19 protein-coding genes and 1 tRNA gene are annotated in these 18,670 nt (G+C 70.5%); 12 read left to right on the top strand and 8 right to left on the bottom strand.

Annotation, left to right across the window (positions count from 1 at the left end; all coding sequences use genetic code 11):
- Nucleotides 1–16 precede the first annotated feature (16 nt).
- Together FM119_RS03665 and pheA are read left to right on the top strand one after the other, a co-directional pair.
- Nucleotides 17–619 carry a GNAT family N-acetyltransferase gene (locus tag FM119_RS03665; RefSeq protein WP_087136334.1) on the top strand — a complete coding sequence of 201 codons (603 nt, stop codon included), beginning with the start codon at nucleotides 17–19 and terminating at the stop codon, nucleotides 617–619.
- Nucleotides 620–629: 10 nt separating this feature from the next.
- Nucleotides 630–1,589, top strand: coding sequence for a prephenate dehydratase (pheA, locus tag FM119_RS03670; protein ID WP_087136335.1), 960 nt, complete (start codon nucleotides 630–632; stop codon nucleotides 1,587–1,589).
- A 58-nt stretch (nucleotides 1,590–1,647) separates the two neighbouring features.
- On the opposite strand, the gene FM119_RS03675 is transcribed toward pheA, so the two are convergent.
- Nucleotides 1,648–2,145, bottom strand: a complete 498-nt coding sequence (locus tag FM119_RS03675) for a methylated-DNA--[protein]-cysteine S-methyltransferase (RefSeq protein WP_087136336.1) — start codon at nucleotides 2,143–2,145, stop codon at nucleotides 1,648–1,650.
- Between the two features lie 138 nt (nucleotides 2,146–2,283).
- Here FM119_RS03675 and FM119_RS03680 point away from each other — a divergent pair, with 138 nt between their 5' ends.
- Together FM119_RS03680 and FM119_RS03685 are read left to right on the top strand one after the other, a co-directional pair.
- Nucleotides 2,284–3,090, top strand: a complete 807-nt coding sequence (locus FM119_RS03680; RefSeq protein ID WP_087136337.1) for a hypothetical protein — start codon at nucleotides 2,284–2,286, stop codon at nucleotides 3,088–3,090.
- Nucleotides 3,087–3,803: a hypothetical protein gene (locus tag FM119_RS03685; protein ID WP_087136338.1), complete on the top strand. Its 717-nt coding sequence runs from the start codon at nucleotides 3,087–3,089 to the stop codon at nucleotides 3,801–3,803. Before FM119_RS03680 ends, FM119_RS03685 begins: the two co-directional genes overlap by 4 nt.
- Here FM119_RS03685 and FM119_RS03690 read toward each other — a convergent pair.
- Nucleotides 3,776–4,810, bottom strand: coding sequence for a diacylglycerol/lipid kinase family protein (locus FM119_RS03690; RefSeq protein ID WP_179205184.1), 1,035 nt, complete (start codon nucleotides 4,808–4,810; stop codon nucleotides 3,776–3,778). The genes FM119_RS03685 and FM119_RS03690 overlap by 28 nt on opposite strands.
- Before the next feature lie 49 nt (nucleotides 4,811–4,859).
- On the opposite strand from FM119_RS03690, the gene serS reads away from it, so the two are divergent.
- From serS to FM119_RS13485, 5 genes are all read left to right on the top strand, one after another.
- Nucleotides 4,860–6,119: a serine--tRNA ligase gene (serS, locus tag FM119_RS03695; RefSeq protein WP_087136339.1), complete on the top strand. Its 1,260-nt coding sequence runs from the start codon at nucleotides 4,860–4,862 to the stop codon at nucleotides 6,117–6,119.
- Nucleotides 6,116–6,919, top strand: coding sequence for an HAD family hydrolase (locus FM119_RS03700; protein WP_087136340.1), 804 nt, complete (start codon nucleotides 6,116–6,118; stop codon nucleotides 6,917–6,919). Before serS ends, FM119_RS03700 begins: the two co-directional genes overlap by 4 nt.
- Before the next feature lie 66 nt (nucleotides 6,920–6,985).
- Nucleotides 6,986–7,073 (top strand) — tRNA-Ser (locus tag FM119_RS03705).
- Nucleotides 7,074–7,523: 450 nt separating this feature from the next.
- The gene (locus FM119_RS13480) at nucleotides 7,524–8,180 is read left to right on the top strand and encodes a hypothetical protein (RefSeq protein ID WP_143822613.1); all 657 of its coding nucleotides are present in this window, start codon (nucleotides 7,524–7,526) and stop codon (nucleotides 8,178–8,180) included.
- A 29-nt stretch (nucleotides 8,181–8,209) separates the two neighbouring features.
- The gene (locus tag FM119_RS13485) at nucleotides 8,210–8,554 is read left to right on the top strand and encodes a hypothetical protein (protein ID WP_147439023.1); all 345 of its coding nucleotides are present in this window, start codon (nucleotides 8,210–8,212) and stop codon (nucleotides 8,552–8,554) included.
- Between the two features lie 670 nt (nucleotides 8,555–9,224).
- On the opposite strand, the gene FM119_RS14310 is transcribed toward FM119_RS13485, so the two are convergent.
- Nucleotides 9,225–9,353 carry a hypothetical protein gene (locus FM119_RS14310; RefSeq protein WP_276327857.1) on the bottom strand — a complete coding sequence of 43 codons (129 nt, stop codon included), beginning with the start codon at nucleotides 9,351–9,353 and terminating at the stop codon, nucleotides 9,225–9,227.
- A 170-nt stretch (nucleotides 9,354–9,523) separates the two neighbouring features.
- Between FM119_RS14310 and FM119_RS03710 the strand changes: the two genes are divergently transcribed.
- The gene (locus FM119_RS03710) at nucleotides 9,524–9,790 is read left to right on the top strand and encodes a hypothetical protein (RefSeq protein WP_087136341.1); all 267 of its coding nucleotides are present in this window, start codon (nucleotides 9,524–9,526) and stop codon (nucleotides 9,788–9,790) included.
- 4 nt (nucleotides 9,791–9,794) lie between these two features.
- Here the strand turns inward: FM119_RS03710 and FM119_RS03715 are convergent, their stop codons facing one another.
- Nucleotides 9,795–10,733 (bottom strand): LLM class flavin-dependent oxidoreductase, encoded by a 939-nt coding sequence (locus FM119_RS03715; protein ID WP_087136342.1) that lies wholly within the window; start codon nucleotides 10,731–10,733, stop codon nucleotides 9,795–9,797.
- A gap of 235 nt (nucleotides 10,734–10,968) precedes the next feature.
- Here FM119_RS03715 and FM119_RS03720 point away from each other — a divergent pair, with 235 nt between their 5' ends.
- Both FM119_RS03720 and FM119_RS03725 read left to right on the top strand, forming a co-directional pair.
- Complete coding sequence (locus FM119_RS03720) at nucleotides 10,969–12,255, top strand: LLM class flavin-dependent oxidoreductase (protein ID WP_087136343.1); 1,287 nt, start codon at nucleotides 10,969–10,971, stop codon at nucleotides 12,253–12,255.
- Nucleotides 12,256–12,347: 92 nt separating this feature from the next.
- Entirely contained in the window at nucleotides 12,348–13,424 is a 1,077-nt protein-coding gene (locus tag FM119_RS03725) for an acyl-CoA dehydrogenase family protein (RefSeq protein WP_087136344.1), read from the top strand.
- Between the two features lie 30 nt (nucleotides 13,425–13,454).
- Here FM119_RS03725 and FM119_RS03730 read toward each other — a convergent pair whose 3' ends face one another.
- From FM119_RS03730 to FM119_RS03745, 4 genes are read right to left on the bottom strand one after another with little or no spacing between them, the layout of a single operon-like run.
- Nucleotides 13,455–15,146: a dipeptide ABC transporter ATP-binding protein gene (locus tag FM119_RS03730; protein ID WP_087136345.1), complete on the bottom strand. Its 1,692-nt coding sequence runs from the start codon at nucleotides 15,144–15,146 to the stop codon at nucleotides 13,455–13,457.
- Nucleotides 15,147–15,158: 12 nt separating this feature from the next.
- Entirely contained in the window at nucleotides 15,159–16,067 is a 909-nt protein-coding gene (locus tag FM119_RS03735) for an ABC transporter permease (protein WP_087136346.1), read from the bottom strand.
- Nucleotides 16,064–17,026 carry an ABC transporter permease gene (locus tag FM119_RS03740; protein WP_087136347.1) on the bottom strand — a complete coding sequence of 321 codons (963 nt, stop codon included), beginning with the start codon at nucleotides 17,024–17,026 and terminating at the stop codon, nucleotides 16,064–16,066. Before FM119_RS03740 ends, FM119_RS03735 begins: the two co-directional genes overlap by 4 nt.
- Nucleotides 17,023–18,630, bottom strand: coding sequence for an ABC transporter substrate-binding protein (locus FM119_RS03745; protein ID WP_179205185.1), 1,608 nt, complete (start codon nucleotides 18,628–18,630; stop codon nucleotides 17,023–17,025). The genes FM119_RS03740 and FM119_RS03745 overlap by 4 nt, the downstream gene beginning before the upstream one ends.
- Nucleotides 18,631–18,670: the final 40 nt, after the last annotated feature.

The following is an 18,670-nucleotide window of genomic DNA, read 5'->3' on the forward strand; positions in this document are numbered from 1 at the left end:
CGGTAGCGTGGCCCGCATGCTCCCCGTGATCCTGCGCACCGAACGCCTGGAACTCAGCGTCCCCGTCGAGGACGACATCGACCCCATCTTCCGTGCGTGCCAGGATCCGGACATCCAGAAGTGGACCACCGTCCCCGTCCCCTACCGACGCGTCGACGCGAGCACCTTCGTGTCCTCCGTCGTCGGTCAGGGATGGCGCAGCGGCGACTCGCTGACCTGGGGAATCCGCCGGTCCGGTGAGCTCGTCGGCGTCATCGACCTGCACGACGTGGCCGACCGCGGTGCCGAGATCGGCTACTGGCTGGGCAGGCAGTGGCGCGGCGAGGGACTCCTCCGGGAGGCGGCGCGTGCCGTGATCGACTTCGCGTTCTCCGCTCCGCCCCACGGGCTCGCGCTCGAGCGCCTGGCGTGGCGCGCGGGGCTCGGCAACGTCGATTCCGCCCGCGTCGCCCAGGCGCTCGGCTTCCGATTCGAGGGCTGCGGACGGAAGGACCTCGTCCAGCGCGGCGCCCGAAGCGACAGCTGGAGCGCGGGCATGCTCGCCGCCGAGGACAGGAGCCCCGTCGACTGGCCGTCGCTCCCCGGAGGCGCAGGGGGGCCGGCGCCCGCGCCTCGCTAGGATTTTGAGAATGAGCACCCCACACGCCCCCCAGCCCGAGCGTCGCTACAGCTACCTGGGGCCGAGGGGGACCTTCACGGAGGCGGCCCTGGCCCAGGTGCCCGAGGCGGTCGGCCAGGAGTGGCACAGCGTCAACAACGTCGGCGAGGCGCTGGCCGACGTCGCGGCGGGCCGCAGCGACGCGGCGATGATCGCGATCGAGAACTCCATCGAGGGCGGAGTGTCCGTCGCGCAGGACGCCCTCGCCACGATCCCCGGGCTCCGTGTGGTCGGCGAGTACCTCGTCCCGGTGTCGTTCGTGCTCGTGGCTCGCAGGGGGACCACGCTCGACCAGGTCAGGCGGATCAACGCCCACCCGGTCGCGTACGCGCAGTGCCACCGCTGGCTGGACGCGGCGATCCCCGCCCACGGCCACGTCCCGGCGTCGAGCAACGTGGCGGCGGCGGCGGAGCTGTTCGACAGCGCGCTCGCCGACGCGGCGATCGCCCCTCCCGGGGTGGTCGGCCTGTACGACGTCGATGTGCTCGCCGAGGGCATCGCCGACTCCGACACCGCGGTCACCCGCTTCGTCCTCGTCGCCCCGACGAGCCGTCCGGTCCCGCCGCGCACCGGTGCCGACAAGACCAGCATCGTCGCCGAGCTTTCGGTGGACCGTGCGGGTGCGCTGCTCGGTCTGCTCGAGCAGTTCTCCACGCGGGGCGTCAACATGTCCCTTCTGGAGTCCCGCCCGATCGGCGACGCCCTCGGGCGCTACCGCTTCGTCATCGATCTGGACGGTCACGTCACCGACGAACGGGTGGCCGACGCTCTGCTCGGAGTGCGCCGCTTCAGCCCCGGGGTGACGTTCCTCGGCTCGTACCCGCGTGCCGACCGCGTGCCGACCGTCGTCGAGGAGAGGTACACCGACGCGGTCTTCGTCGAGGCGAGGGACTGGCTGCGCGAGCTGCTCAGCGGTGCGCCGGTCGACTGACGCTCCCCGTCGGCGCGGTCCGTCGCGGCGTGTGACTGTGACCGGCTGGCGCTCCCCGTCAGATCAGCGGGGGATCGACGACCAGCCGCTCCATGTCGAGCAGCCGTCGCTTGACCTCGACGCCCCCGCCGTAGCCGGTGAGCTGGCCGGTCGCCCCCACGACGCGGTGGCAGGGGACCACGATGCTCAGCGGGTTCCTGCCGTTGGCCAGCCCGACCGCCCTGACGGCGGCGGGCGAGCCGATCTTGGCCGCCAGCTCGCCGTAGCTCGCGGTCGACCCGAACGGGATGCGTTCCAGCTCGTCCCACACGCGACGCTGGAACTCGGTGCCGTCGACCCGGTGGGTGAGCGTGAACGCCCGACGGTGACCGGCGAAGTACTCCGCGAGTTGCTCGGCGGCGAGTTGCAGCACGGACGCTGCGAGCGGCAGGGAGACCCGCTCGCCCCTGTCGCTGGGCGCGTGGCGGTGGTCGCGGAAGTAGACGCCAGCGAGGGCGCCGTCGTGGCTGACGAGGTCGAGCTCGCCGACGGGCGAGTCGATGATGGTGTGCTGCATGGTCCTCCCGGAACTCCTGTGCTCATTGTGTCTGCTCGTCCGAGCGTGCCGCTGTCGCCGCCCCGGCCCGGTCGATACGCTCGGCGTGGGGACACGGTGGCCCCAACCGAGTTGTGCAGGACGAGGGAGCGGAACGACATGCCCGACCAGTCGAGTGACATGCCGGCCAGCGGCTTCGACCCGCGGTACGCGGCCGAGTTCCAGCCGGGGTTCGCGGGCCGCTCTGCCGGCGAGCATCCCGAGCCCCTGACCGCCGAGGCCCTGACCGCCGAAGCCGTGGCCGAGCGCCCCGTGGGCGCCGCACCCGGCGACGGCACCCCGGCCTCAGGGGCGACTCGCCGTCCGCTCCGCGTGACCTCCTCTCGGGCCGCGTCCCCCACCGCCTCGGAGCCCGGGCCGGTCCGGTCGAACCGGGTCGCCCCCGACTCCGGGATCGTGCCGGCGGCACTGGCGACAGGCGAGACACCTCGTGCGGAGGAGTCCCGCTCCGCTCCCGGTCGCTTCCCGCGCGAGACCGCACGACACGGCGCCGACAGCCGCCACGACCCGCTCCCCTCCCCGCAGGAGGGTGCCGTGCCCGCCCGGCGGCGGCTGTGGTCCCGCAACGCCTGGCTCGTCCTGCTGACGATCCTCGGCGCGGTTCTGCTCGTGATCGGCCTGTGGGCGCAGTACACCGCCGCCGCGTCGACGACCATGCTTTACGGCGGCTACTCCGAGGGAATCGATGAGAACGACCTGCAGACGCAGCTCCTGCTGCTGCAGCTCAGTTGGGCTCTGGCGCCGGTCTGCATCGTGCTCGGCGGGGCGACCGTGATTGCCGTGCTCTTCGTGCTCGCCCTCAGCGCAGCCCGTCGTCCGCCGCGGGACGGAGATGCGGGGGCGCCGCGCACGCGCCGGGACGAGGCGGACAGGACGCCCGAGTCGTCGTCCGAGACGGTGGCATGAACGCCCGCCCACGCCCACGCCCACGCCCCCGCGCAGGCGCGCGCATCGCGTCAGACCCCCGGATCCGCGCTACCGCAGGGACCCGTGCGGTCGGGTTCGCGCTGCTCGGCGCGGGCGCGATCATCGCCGCGATCGGCACCGGCATCGTCGCTTCCCAGGCATCCGCCAACGTTCAGGCGGTGCTCGCGGGGCAACGCACTGTGGACAGCGTCTTCGACGACGAGCGCGACCGCATGCTGCAACAGCTGACGGGGGACGACGCCGACACGGTCGAGCAGAGGGCCACACTCCGTGCGACGGCGAGCGACCAGTCGTGGATGCGCATCCCTCTGCTGCTGGAGACCATCAACGCGGGGTCCGCGCCTCCCGAGGTGACGGTTCACATTGGTGACGGGTCCGACGGCGGCAACGGCTCCTGGACCACCACGCACGGGATCACGACGGGGTCTGACGATGAGCCCGAGACCGTCATCGAGACGAGCTGGTCCCTCGCCGGACCGCCGAGCTACAGTCTCCGCATCAGATGGCGGCTCTCGCCCGTCGCAGCGATCGCCGGCGGGGGAATCGCCCTCGCGGTCGCCGGGCTCGTCGTCCTCGCCGTCCGGCGGGACGCGGAGCTTTCCCTGCGGCTGCGCGACGCCCGGGCGTCAGGGGCCGCCCGTCAGCCCGCGGGGGTCACGCCGGCTCAGTCGCCGGACGCGATGGGTGGGTGAGCGGCCTCGGCCGCCTCGGGCCTGACCGCGATGCGCAGCGACGACGGGTCGGCGCTGAACCGCGCCCCGACGACCTCACCCAGGTCGTCCCCGTCCAGCTCGATCAGCCGGGGCCGGTCGAGCCGCAGCGCGATGCCCGACCCGCGCAGGTAGCTGATCGTCTCGCGCGAGCGCTTCGACTCGGGGCTGAGCCGCAGGATGCGCCGACCGATCGCGGTGCGCTTGAGGGCGCTGTTCTCCCAGTGCACCCGTCGCCAGACCTTCAGCCAGCCGAAGAGCCCGCGCGGCTGGAGGATCGCCACGTCGAGCTCCCCGTCGTCGATCGCCGCGTCGGGGAACAGCTCGATGCCGCCCTGGAGCCTGCCGCAGTTGCCGACAAGGACAGTCGAGACGTGGACGGTGTGCCTGTGCCGCCCGATCAGCTGGTAGTCGACGGGGAACGGCTTCGCCTTCGGCAGCGCGCGTGCGCCGGCCTCCACATAGGCGAGCCAGCCGATCGACTTCTTCAGCGACGAATTGGTGCTCGCCATGACCTCGGCGTCGATGCCGAGACCCGCCATCACCGCGAAACTGTGCTCGCTGCGGGAACCGCCGTCCCTGATCAGCTCGACGAAGCCCACGTCGATGGCGCGGCTCGCCCCGCCCAGGGCGATCGCGACGGCGTCGGCCATCGAGCTGAGCGGCAGGTCCAGGTTGCGCGCCAGCAGGTTGCCCGTCCCGCCGGGGATGAGCCCGAGCCGCACCTCCGAGCCGCGCAGCCCCTCCACGACGGCCCTGATCGTGCCGTCGCCCCCAGCGGCCAGCACCAGCTCGACCCCGGCCGCGAGGGCCTCGGCCGCCATGCCCTGCCCGGCGTCGTCCTCGGTCGTCTCCAGCCACAGCGGCTCGGCGAAGCCCGCGGCCCGTGCCGCGGGAGCCACGATCTCGCGCAGCTGGGTGACCGGCATCTTCACCGGGTTGACGATGACAGCGATGCCCGGCGCCTCGTTCTGTCGTCGATCGGTCATGCCCCAACGGTAGACCACCCGCGCCCCGGCGCCCGCGTAGACTTGTCGCGTGATCGATCCTTCCGTGCTGCGTGAGAACCCCGACCTCGTCCGACACTCCCAGCGGCTCCGTGGGGCCTCGCCCGATCTGGTCGACTCCGCCATCGACGCCGACCGCGTGCGGCGCGAGGCGATCGGCCGCTTCGAGGAGCTCCGGGCCGAGCAGAACGCCTTCGGCAAACGCGTCGCCCAGGCGTCCAAGGAGGACAAGCCGGCGCTGCTGGCGCAGGTGAAGGACCTCGCCGCGGCCGTCAAGGCGGCGCAGCAGGAGGCCGCCGCCGCGGAGACGGCATCGGACGCGGCCGCCCGCGCCATCCAGAACATCGTGCTCGACGGGGTCCCCGCCGGCGGGGAGGATGACTTCGTCACCCTCCGCGAGGTCGGCACCCGGCCGAGCTTCGACTTCGAGCCGCGCGACCACCTGGAGATCGGCGAGATCACCGGCGGCATCGACATGGCCCGCGGCACCAAGGTCTCCGGCGCGCGCTTCTACTACCTGCGCGGCGTCGCCGCCCGGCTTGAGATCGCGCTGATGAGCCTCGCGCTCGACCGGGTCCTGGCGAACGGCTTCGTGCCCATGATCACGCCCACGCTGGTCAAGCCGGAGATCATGGCGGGCACCGGCTTCCTCGGCGCCCACTCCGACGAGATCTACCACCTCGAGGAAGACGACCTCTACCTGACCGGCACCAGCGAGGTCGCGCTGGCCGGGTACCACGCCGACGAGATCATCGACGTGACGGAGCCGCTCCGCTACGCCGGCTGGTCCACCTGCTACCGCCGCGAGGCCGGTTCCTACGGCAAGGACACCCGCGGCATCATCCGTGTGCACCAGTTCAACAAGCTCGAGATGTTCGTCTACATCGACCCGTCCGACGCCGACGCGGAGCACCAGCGCCTCGTCGCGCTCCAGGAGGGCATGCTCCAGGACCTCGGCCTCAGCTACCGCGTGATCGAGACGGCCGCCGGCGACCTCGGCTCCTCCGCCGCCCGCAAGTACGACCTCGAGGCATGGGTGCCGACCCAGGGTGCGTTTCGTGAGCTGACCAGCACCTCCAACTGCACGACGTTCCAGGCCCGCCGGCTCGGCACCCGGTTCCGCGGCGAGAACGGCAAGACCCAGCCGGTCGCCACCCTCAACGGCACCATCGCCACGACCCGCTGGCTCGTGGCCATCATGGAGACGCACCAGAACGCCGACGGCTCGTTCACCATCCCGGAGGTGCTGCGGCCCTACCTCGGTGGGCTGGACGTGGCGGCGGCGCTGTGACCGCCGAGCGACCCCGGCTGATCGCGCTCGACCTGGACGGCACCGTCCTCAACGAGGACGGCACCATCGAGCCCGCAACCGAGGCGGCGGTGCGTGCCGCGGCGGAGCGCGGCCACGAGGTCATGTTCGCGACCGGGCGCAGCTGGGAGCACACCGAGCCGATCATGGAGCGGCTGGGGCTCACCCCCTCGTATGCGGTGTGCGCGAACGGTGCGCTCACCCTCCGGCGGCTGCCCGACGGCAGCTACGAGCGCTTCCAGATCGAGACCTTCGACCCCGAGCCGGCGCTGCGGAAGATCCGCGGACACCTCGCAGACGGGCGCTTCATGGTGGAGCTGCCCGACGGTTCGCGGCTGTACACCAACGGCATGAGCGACTGGGACCTCACCCGCGCGACCGAGGTCGAGTTCGACGGGCTGCTCGGCACGCCGGTCACCCGCATCGTCGTCGTGTCGCCGGAGCACAGCGAGGAGGAGTTCCTCCGCGTCGTCGAGCAGATCGGCCTGCACCAGGTCGCCTACGCGATCGGCTGGACCGCGTGGCTGGACATCGCGCCCGCCGGCGTCAACAAGGCGGTGGCCCTGGAGCGGGTGCGCGAGCGTCTCGACATCCCCGCCTCGCGCGTGGTCGCGGTCGGCGACGGTCGCAACGACCTCGAGATGCTCGAGTGGGCGGCCAGGAGTGGCAGGGGCGTCGCGATGGGGCAGGCCCCGTCCGAGGTCCACGCCGTGGCGTCCGAGTCGACGGGGACCGTCGCGGAGGCCGGGCTCGCCGCGGTCCTGGACGGGCTGCCGGACTGACCGGACTGCGGGCCCATCCGGCGGGGCTGCTCGGCTAGACTGACGCGGTACCCGTTCGACGGGTCGGGAGGGCTGTCCGAGCGGCCGATGGAGCTGGTCTTGAAAACCAGTGGGCAGAAATGTCTCGTGGGTTCGAATCCCACGCCCTCCGCCAGAACGCACCTCCTGACATCCGTACAAAGACGAGGGAAGCTGGCCCCCATCGAGTTCGAAGCAATCATGAAGGCCACCGTCGACCTGGCGGCATAAGGAAACGAGCCAACCAAAGGCTCAGCATTCCCCTCAGTGCCCCTGTGCCCGCACCAGACGCCCTCACTCGCGCGGACCGGCGACACCTCGAAGACGCCGCACACAATCCGACAACGTATGACGTCATCGTTCCGTTTGGCACGTACCAGGCCGGTGACGCCATCACCGTGCCCGGCGACATCGCGGTGATGCAGGCCAAGTTCCATCTGAAACGGGGGAGCACTATCGTCGTAGGTCAAGGAATGCTCAGGTCAGCCCGTCACTGCGACGGCTCGACCTGAAAGCGCGGTTGACAATAGTTGCGCGGAGAATAGCGCGCGCTGCGCAATAAGTGCAAAAAGACTCGGGGAAAATAATGAGAATTCTGAAACGAACTGTCGTTGGTTTGCTCAGTCTCGCGCTGGCGGCATCCACCGCTGGCCCTGCGGTCGCTGTCGCCAACTCTGATTCGGAACCCACAATAGTCACGACTTTGGGATACGTTCCGGAAAACGCTGCCTCAGCCCCTATCGAAGAGGTGCTCCTGGCCGCAGAAAGCGAGAACACCGAAACATCTGCCGCCGAGCTAAGCAGTCTCAATCGAGTTGAAATTGACGGTTCAGGTGACGCCATGCAGCGCACCGTTGCTACTGCGAGCGGCGTGAACCCCTACTCTGTAAAATCGCAATGGCGCGACAATAAACATCGCTACGTTGTCGTACGGTATGGGGCTACTAGTACATTCGGGTGGAACCATGCGAAGCCACACAATGTAACGATGGCCATGATAAAGAAGACAACACAATTCCCGAAGACTAGGGTTGTGTCAGGAAAGACGACCGCTTACGAGACGCCCGCAATCGAATGGGAATGTTGGCTCGCTTCTTGTCACGCAAAACGCACGATGACAGTTCGTGCTGTCGTGGCTACGCAGGTGCTTCGGGATAATGTTCAAAAAGGACTTATCACCGCATACTGCAAAGCCGCGCCCTCGCAAAAGTGTCCGGCTTGGGTTGTAAAGGTTGCAGGTTAATGGTTCAAGAACAAATCGCTACGGTAGCCGTGGCTGAAGTTGCAGAACGCCTCATCGAAGAGTTTCCTCATTCGTACCCCCTGGCTAACGTAAGGGCCTTCGCGAGCGGGCGCGAAATCGTCGTGAGTGCCCGAGCGCTTATCGATGGCGCCAATTACCAATTCGCAGCACGGGTTCCCGTCCCCGACCATGTTGGTGATGCGCTGTGGGTCCGATTCGCTGAAGACAGTGATGACCTTGAGTCATGGGTGACATACGCAGTGCAGGTGCTCTTTGTGGAGTCGATCGAAGCCGGAGGGTTGTCGGAAGGACACCCTGATAGCGATGGCGTGTACTGGCTCGACATCTGGAACCAGTTTCCCGAAGCCGAATAAGAGCTTCCATCCCCACTCGCCAGTCGAGTAAAGAAGAACTCGCCGAGCCGCGCACCCTGGGGGGCCTCCCCCCTCGAAAGACCAGTTAACCGCCGGATAGCAATTCCAATCCTGCGTGCGCTTGCTCTGTTTTTTCCGGGGCTTTGTGCGACGCGAGGAGGCGTTTTGCGGCGTTTTCGTGGCAGGGGTGAGGGTCTGTGGGGTGGCGGCTTTCTTGTCGTCGCGTTCGGGGTCGCGTTTCAAATGCGCGCATAACTTCCGCTTGTTTCCGCTGGCTATCCGTAACAGATGCGAGAAGTGGCGTCTGGAGTCGAGGCGTTGCGGGTGGTGCGGGGGCACGATGGTGACCGTGCGTTCCGGTGCGAAGTTCTGCACGACGAAGTGCAGGGTTTACGCGAGGAGGGCCTCGAAACGGGGCCCAAAAAGGTGCCTGATTTCGTGGCAAAACAGCCCCAATTCGTGTGTTTTTCTGACACGAAGCGGCCGTTGATTGTCCGCGGCGGCGCTGCATCTTCCACAGATGCTGGCACGTGGGCGAGCTTTGACGAAGCTGCAGCGTCGCCGGCTGGGATCAGTGTCGGTTTTGTCCTTGGGAACGGTGTGGGGTGTATCGATTTGGGCCACTGCATTGTGGGTGGTGTCGTGGGGGAATCCGGGCGACTGCGGGAGGCTACTGCTTCGGCCCTTTGCGGTTTCTTTTCCCGAAAACGGAGCGGATCCACCACACGGCACCGGCGATCACCGCGGCACAGACAACAACGGTGATGATGGCGTTGATGAGTGAGAAGTTTGAAACCATAGATAACCAGCCAATGGGAAAGACCCGGTCAGGGAGTAGAAGATTGTGTCGCACACTACTGTGACGCACGCGGCGAACGCGGTAGATCTCTCGGCGGGGGAGGACCCGGTGATCCTCCCCTTCTGCGGTGCGGGTCGGCTGCCGTCTGGTTCAGCCGCGACGATGAGTTCGTGACCTGGGCACGGCCGCACCTCGCCCTCGACGAGGACCCGGCCGACGCGGCGGCGACCGCCGAGGCGCTCGGCATCGGGGACGCCGATGAAGTCGAGCCCGCCGACGTGCTGGCGTTCCCGCCGACGATGCGCTTCGCTGCCGCCGGCTACCGCGCCGCGCTCGACCGGGTGGAACAGCTGATGGCCGAGCACCCCTGGCCGAGGGCGCGGGCGTCGTCACGGCGCGTGCGGATCCGGGAGGGACCGCCGATGCTCCGTCTCTGAACCCTCAGTGAAGCGGCACGGGCGCGCGGAACGCCGCCGGTCCGGCGGCCGGCGCGGCGGGGGTGCGGAGGGCGAGTGCGTCGCGGAGGGTGCGCTCAGCCCTCGGCGCGGACACCCTCCACACGCTGCGTGCTCGGTCCAGCGCGGTGAGCGCCACGGTGACGTCGTCGGTGTCGAGGACGAGGAACACCCCGTCCGCGTCGCCGTCGAGGAGAAGCCCGTCGACGTCGTCGACGGATTCAACCCGGAGACGCTGCCACCAGACCGTCCCGTCACCCGCCGAGCGGCCGTCGGGAGCCGTTCGTGAGACGACGAGTTCCGCGTGGGACGGTGCCGCGTCCTCGTCATCGGCGAGGCTGTACGCCAGAACAGGGACGCCCTGCGGCGTCGTCGGCACGTTCAGCGGTCCGGCGACGCCGAAGATGCCTGGCTCCGCCAGGCGGTGGATGCGGTGCGCCTGGGTGTAGACGCCGCTCGCCCGGTCCCCGACGATGCTCGAGACCGGCCAGCTGTGCCACAGCGCCGCGATGGCGGCGGCGGCGTCGGCGGCGGTGGCGCCATCCGCCGGCGCGCTCACGCCCAGCGCGGCGCCCGCCCACGCGTCGGAGGGGTCATCGCCGGAGTCGCGTCGGGCCAGCAGCAGCCCGGAGCGACCCTCGGACAGCTGGTCCAGTGATGCGACGCGCCTGGCGAGGTTGTACGGGTGGTCGTGCTGGACCGACCCGGCGGCCAGCACGGGGACGGGCGTCTCCGCTGCGAGCGCGGTGGCGAGGACCGTGGCGTCCGCGTCTCCGCGCGCGGAGCCCTCGATCCGGTCGATCCCTGCGACGACGAAGGACACGTCGGGACCGGCGATCCGGGACAGCGACGGTGCGTCGTCGAGGATCGCGAGCACGAGCGCGCCCCGCAGTCCGAGCGCCAGACGGGTGCCGGCAGCGTTCATCGGGGGTCCTCCGGGTTCGTGTGGCCGAGTGCGGGCGGGCGACGCCCTCCGCTGGCTGCCAACCGTAGCCGCGGTGGCCGTTCCCGTCCGGGCCCGAGGTCATCGCCCGTCACGAGGTTTCCCCGCGTGACGGAGCATGTTGAGCAGTGTGTCGGCCCGCGGGCCGACGCCCGCGGCGTCGCAATAGGGTTCGAGCACGGGCCGACCGCGGCCGGACGGCGACAGGGAGACAACGATGGGAAGCGAACGGCGGGGGCACGTGATCCTGGGGCTCAACGTCCTCGTCCTCGGCTATGTGCCCTCCGCCTGGCAGACCGAGCTGCTCGACCCGCTCGACCCCGTGCGCGCGGACTACTGGCGGCGGATCGGCGCCCTCGCCGAACGGGCGACCCTCGATGCGGTGTTCCTGGCCGACAGCCCGTCGCTCAGCGACCCGTCCTACGACGCTGGAGCGACGCGCCTTGACCCGACGATCATCTGGTCGACCGTGGCGCGCGCGACCAGCAGGGTCGGCCTGATCGCGACCGCGTCGACGACGTTCAACGACCCCGTCGAGTTCGCACGCCGGCTGCTCACGCTCGACCACGTGTCCGCCGGGCGCGCCGGCTGGAACGTGGTCACCTCCCGCCATCCGGGGGTCGCCGAGAACTTCGGGCTGCCCGCGCACATCGCCAGGGACGACCGCTACGCCAGGGCGGACGAGTTCGTCGACGTCGTCACGGGGCTGTGGGACTCCACGCGCACCGGGGACCGGCTGCGTCACGAGGGCGAGCACTTCCGCGTCGACGACGCCCTCGCCCTTCCCTCCTCCGCTCAGGGCAGGCCGGTGATCGTGCAGGCGGGCGGCTCCGACCAGGGGCGGCGCCTCGCGGGACGCGTCGCGGACGCGGTGTTCTCCGCCGAGCTGACCCCGCAGAGCGCGCGGGCGCACTACCGGGAGGTGCGGGACCACGCGGTCGCCGCGGGACGCGCGGCCGACTCCGTGTCGATCCTGCCCGGCCTGCTGCTCACCCTCGGCAGCACGGAGGAGGAGGCGCGGCGGCGCAGCGACGAGCTGCACGAGCAGGGGCCCCCGGCCTACGCCACCGCGTGGCTCTCCCAGGCGATCGGCTACGACGTCGCCGGCCTCGCGCTCGACGAGCCGTTCCCCGACGACGTCCTCGCCGAGCCGGCGGACCCCGCGGCGTTCACCGGCTCGATCGGCTTCCGCCAGTCCATCGTCGAGCGCATCAGGCAGGACCGGCCCACGGTGCGCGAGTACCTCCGCGAGACCCGCTACACCGGTTCGGGGCACGGCGGCTTCACCGGAACCCCCGAGGGGCTCGTCGACCGCATCGAGAGCTGGTACCGCACGGGCGCGGCCGACGGCTTCAACCTGCAGCCGGACCGCCTCATCGACGGGCTCGAGGTGATCGCGGACGAGGTCATCCCGCTGCTGCGGCGGCGGGGGCTGTTCCGCGAGGACTACGAGACCGAGACGCTGCGCGGACACCTGAACGCGGCACAGGGCAGCGCATCGTGACGGGGAGGGACACCGCGGCGAGGACGGATCTCGCGACGGCACAGCACAGGACACGGCCCGAAACAGGCGGCCCGCAGCGAGGAGGACAGCGCGTGACGACGGAACGAGCAGACGGGGGCGCGCTGGTCGCAGCCGTCGAGGAGTACGCCACGGAGGTGCTGCTCCCCGGCGCGCTCGAGGCCGACCGCACCGAGGTCCCGCGCCGGCACCTGGAGTGGCTGGCCGAGCGCGGGCTCCTGTCCTGGGGGGCGACGGCCGAGGACCCGCGGGTCTCCGTCACGCTCGACGACCAGCGCCGGGTCAGCGAGCTCATCGCGGGGGCGTGCCCGAACACCTGGCTGGTGTGGACGCAGCATTCCGCGGTCGTGCCCTCCCTGCTCGCCCTGCTCAGCGACGACCCGCCCGCGCCGCTGCGCGACGTGCTCCGCCCCGGCGCTCTGCTCGGCGTGGCGATGAGCGACCTCCGCGGCTACCCGCGGAGGAACCTCCGCGCCCGGCCCCGTGCGGACGGCGGCTGGCTCGTCGACGGATCGGTGTCGTGGTTCACCGGTCACGGCCTGTGCACCCACGTGTTGCTCGGGGCGGTGAGTGAGGAGGGCGAGGAACCGCAGGTCGTCGTCGCGCTCGTCCCGCTCGACGAGCGCATCGGCGCGTCTCCGCTTCCCCTGGTCGCGCTGACCGGGTCGCGCACGGTCTCGCTCACGCTCGACGGCGTCGAGATCCGGCCGGAGGAGGTGCTGGTCACGCAGACGTACGCGTCCTGGTCCGAGCGGGACTTGCGCACCGCGGACGGTCCCCAGCCGCACGTCTTCGGGCTCGCGGAGCGGATCGTCGACGAGCTGCGGTCCACGGGCTCCGCGGAGGCCGTCGAGGCGGCCGACGCCTGGGGGGAGGCCATCGGGCGCCTCCGTGCCCGCTCCTACGCGGAGGCCGACCGCGGTGGCGAGGGTGACGTCTCCCTCGCCCTCAAGGTCGGGGCGCACGAGGCGCTCGGGGTGCTGAGCGACGCGCTCGTCTCGGCCAGGGGCGGCCGTGGGCTGCTCGAGACCGAGCGCGCGCAGCTGTACGCCAGGGCCGCGCTGTTCTTCCGGGTGCAGGGGCAGAGCGCGCGGGTGCGCCGGGCGCAGCTGACCGCGGCGGCACAGGCGGCACAGACAGCGCGCGACTGAGCGGGGCGTGGCGCCGCGGCCGCGGTCGGGTCAGCGCAGGACGGCGTCGAGCAGCCCCCTGGTGACCGGGCCGCGCTCGCCGGAGGCGAGGTCCTCCGCGGGGAACACCTCCTGGAGCGCGCCGGAGTCGAGAACGGCGATCCGGTCGCAGAAGGACTCGACGACCGAGAGGTTGTGGCTGATGAAGAGGTAGCTGAGCGACAGCTCGTCGCGCAGCTCGTGCAGCAGCCGCAGGACCTGCGCCTGCGTCGACGCGTCCAGTGCGGACGTGGGCTCGTCCAGAACGAGCACCCGAGGCCGGGCGCTGAGCGCCCTGGCGATCCCGATCCGCTGGCGCTGCCCGCCGGACAGCTCGTGCGGGTAGCGCTGCCCCATGGACCGGGGCAGGTGCACGGACTCGAGAAGGGACAGCGCCTGCTCCCTCGCCTCGGCCCTGCTCGTCGCCACCCCCAGCCGGAGCGCCGGTATCGCGATCTGGTCGACGACGCGTCGCCGCGGGTTCAGCGCCGAGGAGGCGTCCTGGAACACCAGTTGGACGTCGCGTCGGAAGCGACGCCGCTCCGCCGCGCTGCCGAGCTGCTCCGCGGAGCGCCCGAAGACGGTGACCGAACCGGAGCTCGGGGGCACCAGTCCCGTCGCGATCCGGGCGAGCGTCGACTTCCCCGACCCCGACTCGCCGATCAGGCCGAGGACCTCGCCACGGCGGACGGAGAAGCTCACGTCGTCGACGGCGCGGAAGGTGCGGCGGCGGCGACCCGAGCCGACGTCGAACGACTTGACGACGTGCTCGGCGCGGAGCGCGTCCTCGTCGGCACCGCTCCCGTCAGCGGTCGCCGCGCCGGCGGGGGGACGCGATACTCCTGCACCGACGCCGGCGGTCGTCACCCCGGCGGAGGAGCCCGAGACGACGGCCCCGGCGGCCGCGGCCCGGCTCCCGAGGGTGGGGACCGCCCCGACCAACGTGCGGGTGTAGTCGTGCCGCGGGTCGGCCAGGACGTCGGCCGTGCGGCCCGACTCGACGATCCGGCCCGCGCGCATGACGATGACGCGGTCGCTCGTGTGCGACACGACACCGAAGTCGTGGGTGATGAGCAGCACGGAGAGACCGCGGTCCCTGCGCAGGCTCAGCAGCAGGTCGAGGACCTGCTTCTGCACGGTCGAGTCCAGCGCCGTGGTCGGCTCGTCCGCGATGATGAGGTCCGGCTCGTTGACCGCGGCGAACGCGATCACGACGCGCTGGCGCATCCCGCCGCTGAGCTCGTGCGGGAACGAGCCGAGGACGCGTTCCGTGTCGCTGAGGCCCACCGTCTCCAGCCAGCGTGAGGCCACGGCGAGCGCCTCCTCCTCGCCGACCCCGCGCCGGGACCTGATGACCTCGAGGAACTGCGAGCGGATCCGGAACGAGGGGTCGAGCGAGGTGAGCGGGTTCTGGAAGACCATCGTGATCCCTGAGCCCCTCACGGTGTTCAGGCTGCGCTCGGACAGTCCGAGCAGCTCCCGACCCGCGAAGCGCACGCTCCCGCTCACGGTGCTGCTCCGCTCGGGCAGGAGCCCGAGGACGGCGGAGGCGGTGACGGACTTGCCCGACCCGGACTCGCCGACGATGGCGAGGATCTCTCCCCGGTCCACGTGGAAGGAGATGCCCTCGACCACGGGGGTGACCTCGCGTCGGCCACGGAATCCGATCCGCAGCTCGTCCACCTGAAGCAGCGTCGTCGTCATGTCGTTGTGCTCCTAGGAGTGGTAGGGGTCGAGGGCGTCGCGCAGCCCGTCACCGACCCAGTTGAGGGCGGTCGCGACGAGGGTGATGATGAGGCCGGGCAGGAGCGACAGCTGGGGTGCCCCGAGCGCGAACAGCTTCGCGCCGTCCGCGACCATGCGCCCCCAGTCGGCGGTCGGCGGCTGCACGCCGATCCCGACGGCGCTGAGGCTGGCGGCGAACACGATCATCCCTCCGGCCCAGGTGGTCGCGTAGACGATGATCGGCGCGCTGACGTTGGGCAGGATCTCGCGGAAGAGCACGGCCGCGCCTGAGGCACCCAGCGCACGGGACGCCTCGACGTACTCCTTGCCCCGTTCGGCCTTGACCTCGGAGTAGATGACGCGGGTGAGGTAGGGCACCGCGGCGAGGATGATCGTCAGCACGACCGGCCAGAGCCCCGGCCCGTAGAGCGCAGCGAACGCGATCGCGAAGAGCACCGTCGGGAACGCGAACAGGATGTCGACGACACGCATCAGGATGCCGGAGACCAGTTCGGGGGCGTACCCGGCGACGAGTCCGAGCACGGTGGCGAGCACCGTGGCGATCACGACGGGGAGGAACCCGACGAGCAGTGAGGTGCGGCCGCCCCAGATCAGACGGCTGAGGACGTCGCGCCCGATGTCGTCGGTGCCGAGGAGGTGCCCGTCGCTCCCGATCGGGAGCAGTTTGTCGCCGCCGACGCCCGTGGTCGGGTCGTACGGGGCCAGCCAGGGCGCGGCGAGGGACACGAGGACCGCGACGAGGACGATGACCACGCCCGCGCACGCCCACGGCTGACGCAGCAGCCGCTGCCACCACCGGTCCGAGGGCAGGGCCGCGGGGCCCGCGTGGGCGGCGGGCGCACCGAGCGAGACGATGTCGCGTTCGACGGGGGAGCTCATGCGGTCCTCCTCGGGGTGCGCAGACGCGGGTTGAGCGCGTCGAGGGTGAGGTCGGTGATCAGGTTCACGGTGACGAAGGTGACCGCGACGAGCATGACGCCGGCCTGGATGACGAGGAAGTCCTTGGCGGCGATGGCGTTGAACAGCTGGGTGCCGATGCCCGGCCAGACGAAGACCTTCTCCACGAACAGCACCCCGCTCATCAGCGCGCCGATCTGCAGCCCCGTGATCGTGATGACCGTCGGGAGCGTGTTGCGGCCGTAGTGGCGCGCCCGGATGCGCGCCGGAGAGATGCCGAGGGAGCGGAACAGGCGGATGTAGTCGGCGTGGGAGATGTCGATGATCTTGGACCGCACCAGCCGGGCGAGGATGAGCATCGACCCGAAGGAGGCGGCGACGGCGGGGAGGGCGAGGTGCCGGAGCAGGTCGACGACGCCGCCGTCACCGCGCAGGTCGCGCATGCCGGAGGCGGGCAGCCAGCCCAGCCAGAGGGCGAAGACCCCGACGAGCACGACGCCGAACCAGTAGGTCGGGGCGTTGTGGCCGATCTGCACGACGCCCATGCTGATGCGGTCGGCGACGCTGCCCTGGCGGAACCCCGCGACGGCACCGATCAGCGTCCCGAAGACGAGGCAGAGCAGGACCGCGGCGACGGTGAGGACGAGGGTGTTGGCGAAGGGCTCGAGGACGAGCGAGGTCACGGGGCGGCCGCCGCTGAGGGAGGTGCCCCAGTTGCCGATCGCGAACTGGCCGAGCCAGGCGAGGTAGCGCTCCACAGGGGGCCGGTCCAGCCCGTACGCGGCGCGCAGGCCGGCGAGCTGCTCCTCCGTCATGTTCTGCGTGTCCTGACCCGCGAGCGGGTCCCCCGGGGTGGCGTCGGCGACCGCGAACACGACCGCCGACACCCCCAGGAGGACGAGCACTGCCGAGGCGACGCGCGCGACGGCGTACCGGATCATTCGCTCAGGCCCACGGTGGTCAGGTCGACCCAGTTCTGCCCCGGCGAGACGAAGCCGGTGACCCGGTCGCTGTACGCCCACCCGACGCTCGGCGAGGCGAGCGGGACCCACAGCGCCTCGTCGATCGCGAGCTGGTTGGCTTCCTGGAAGCTCTGCACGTAGCTGTCCTGGTCCGCGTTCGCGGCGGCGGCGTCGATCGCCTCGGGGACGGCGGCGTCGATGTACTGCCCGCCGTCGCCGATGCGGGTGACGTAGCCGGAGTAGGCGACGCGGAGCCAGTCCGCCGTGAGCAGGCCCCACGACATGGGCTGGAGGGCGACGTCATCGCCCGGATCGGCGATGTTCTGGGAGAAGGTCAGCCAGTCGCTGGTGCGCACCTCGACGTCGATGCCGACGTCCTCGAGGTTGCTCTGGATGTACTCGGCCGTCTTCGGGACGTACGTCGAGATCGCGAGCGACAGCTCGCCGTCCTCGTACCCGGCCTCCTCGAGGAGTGCGCGGGCGCCGTCCGGGTCGAAGTCGGCGTCCGTCTGGCCCTCGTCGAAGGCCTCGTTGGAGAGGGGGTAGATGTTGCGTGCGACGGCGGCGTGACCGGAGTACACGGTGTCGACCAGTCCCTGACGGTCGATCGCCTTGATGATCGCCTGGCGCACGCGCACGTCCTGGACGGCCTCGTTGGCCCAGTTGAAGGCGTAGAAGTCGATGTTCGCCGCGCCGAGGTTGTCCGGCGTTCCGTAGCCGCTCTGCGCGAGCTCGTCGATGGCGTCGGCCGGCGGGTTGGCGATGATGTCGACGTCGCCCGTGCGCAGCGCGGACGCGCGGGCGGACTCGTCGGTGATGGTGCGGAAGATGAGCTTCTCTGCGACCGGCGCGTCGCCCCAGTAGTCGTCGTTGCGCTCCAGGGTGGTGTGGTCGTTCGCCTTGCGCTCGACGAAGGTGTACGGGCCGGTGCCGACGGGGTGGTCGGCGAGGCCGTCGTTGCCGTACTCCTCCAGCGCGGCGGGGCTGAACACGCCCTGCACGTAGTTGCCCTGCGCCACGTACCGCGGGAAGGCGAGGAACGGGTCGGTGAAGGTGTAGCTGAAGGTGTGGTCGTCGACCACCTCCGTCGATTCGAGGGTGGCGAACACGCCGGACATGCGGGCCTGGCTCTCCTCGTCGAAGTACTCGAAGTCGGGGTCGGTGAAGCGGCGGACGTTGACGTCGAGGGCCTCGGCGTCGAAGGGGGTGCCGTCGCTGAAGGTGACGCCCTCGCGCAGGTGGAAGGTGAAGGTGCGCCCGTCGTCGCTGACGTCCCAGCTCTCGGCCAGCCCGGGGACCAGCTCGGGGGTGCCGTCCTCCGCCGGCGTGGACAGGTCCTCGGTGATGAGGGTCTCGTAGATGTGCCTGTCGATCCGGAAGGTGTCGTAGGAGTACTGGCGGTTCGGGTCGAACACGGTCGGTTCCGTCGGGAGGGCGACGATGACGGTCGGGTCCTCGACGGAGGCCGTCGAGGAGGCATCCGTGGACGCCGTGCAGGCGGTGAGCAGGGAGCCCGTGACGGCGAGGGCGAGGATGCTGGGAATCAGACGGCGCGTGCGGCGCCCGGGGGAGAATGCGTTCACCCGTGAACCGTACGAGAGCGCCCTCCCCCGGTGACAGTGC

It is taken from the genome of Mycetocola reblochoni REB411, from assembly GCF_900163835.1.
Taxonomy (GTDB): domain Bacteria; phylum Actinomycetota; class Actinomycetes; order Actinomycetales; family Microbacteriaceae; genus Mycetocola_B; species Mycetocola_B reblochoni.

Excerpts from the sequence above, each read along its gene's own strand:
- FM119_RS03680 (WP_087136337.1), top strand. The coding sequence starts at position 2,284 with ATGCCCGACCAGTCGAGTGACATGCCGGCCAGCGGCTTCGACCCGCGG.
- FM119_RS03735 (WP_087136346.1), bottom strand. The coding sequence starts at position 16,067 with ATGAGCTCCCCCGTCGAACGCGACATCGTCTCGCTCGGTGCGCCCGCC.
- FM119_RS03730 (WP_087136345.1), bottom strand. The coding sequence starts at position 15,146 with ATGACGACGACGCTGCTTCAGGTGGACGAGCTGCGGATCGGATTCCGT.
- FM119_RS03665 (WP_087136334.1), top strand. The coding sequence starts at position 17 with ATGCTCCCCGTGATCCTGCGCACCGAACGCCTGGAACTCAGCGTCCCC.
- FM119_RS13480 (WP_143822613.1), top strand. The coding sequence starts at position 7,524 with ATGAGAATTCTGAAACGAACTGTCGTTGGTTTGCTCAGTCTCGCGCTG.
- FM119_RS03690 (WP_179205184.1), bottom strand. The coding sequence starts at position 4,810 with ATGACCGATCGACGACAGAACGAGGCGCCGGGCATCGCTGTCATCGTC.
- FM119_RS03720 (WP_087136343.1), top strand. The coding sequence starts at position 10,969 with ATGGGAAGCGAACGGCGGGGGCACGTGATCCTGGGGCTCAACGTCCTC.
- FM119_RS14310 (WP_276327857.1), bottom strand. The coding sequence starts at position 9,353 with ATGGTTTCAAACTTCTCACTCATCAACGCCATCATCACCGTTGTTGTC.
- FM119_RS03685 (WP_087136338.1), top strand. The coding sequence starts at position 3,087 with ATGAACGCCCGCCCACGCCCACGCCCACGCCCCCGCGCAGGCGCGCGC.
- pheA (WP_087136335.1), top strand. The coding sequence starts at position 630 with ATGAGCACCCCACACGCCCCCCAGCCCGAGCGTCGCTACAGCTACCTG.
- FM119_RS03715 (WP_087136342.1), bottom strand. The coding sequence starts at position 10,733 with ATGAACGCTGCCGGCACCCGTCTGGCGCTCGGACTGCGGGGCGCGCTC.
- FM119_RS03675 (WP_087136336.1), bottom strand. The coding sequence starts at position 2,145 with ATGCAGCACACCATCATCGACTCGCCCGTCGGCGAGCTCGACCTCGTC.
- FM119_RS03740 (WP_087136347.1), bottom strand. The coding sequence starts at position 17,026 with ATGATCCGGTACGCCGTCGCGCGCGTCGCCTCGGCAGTGCTCGTCCTC.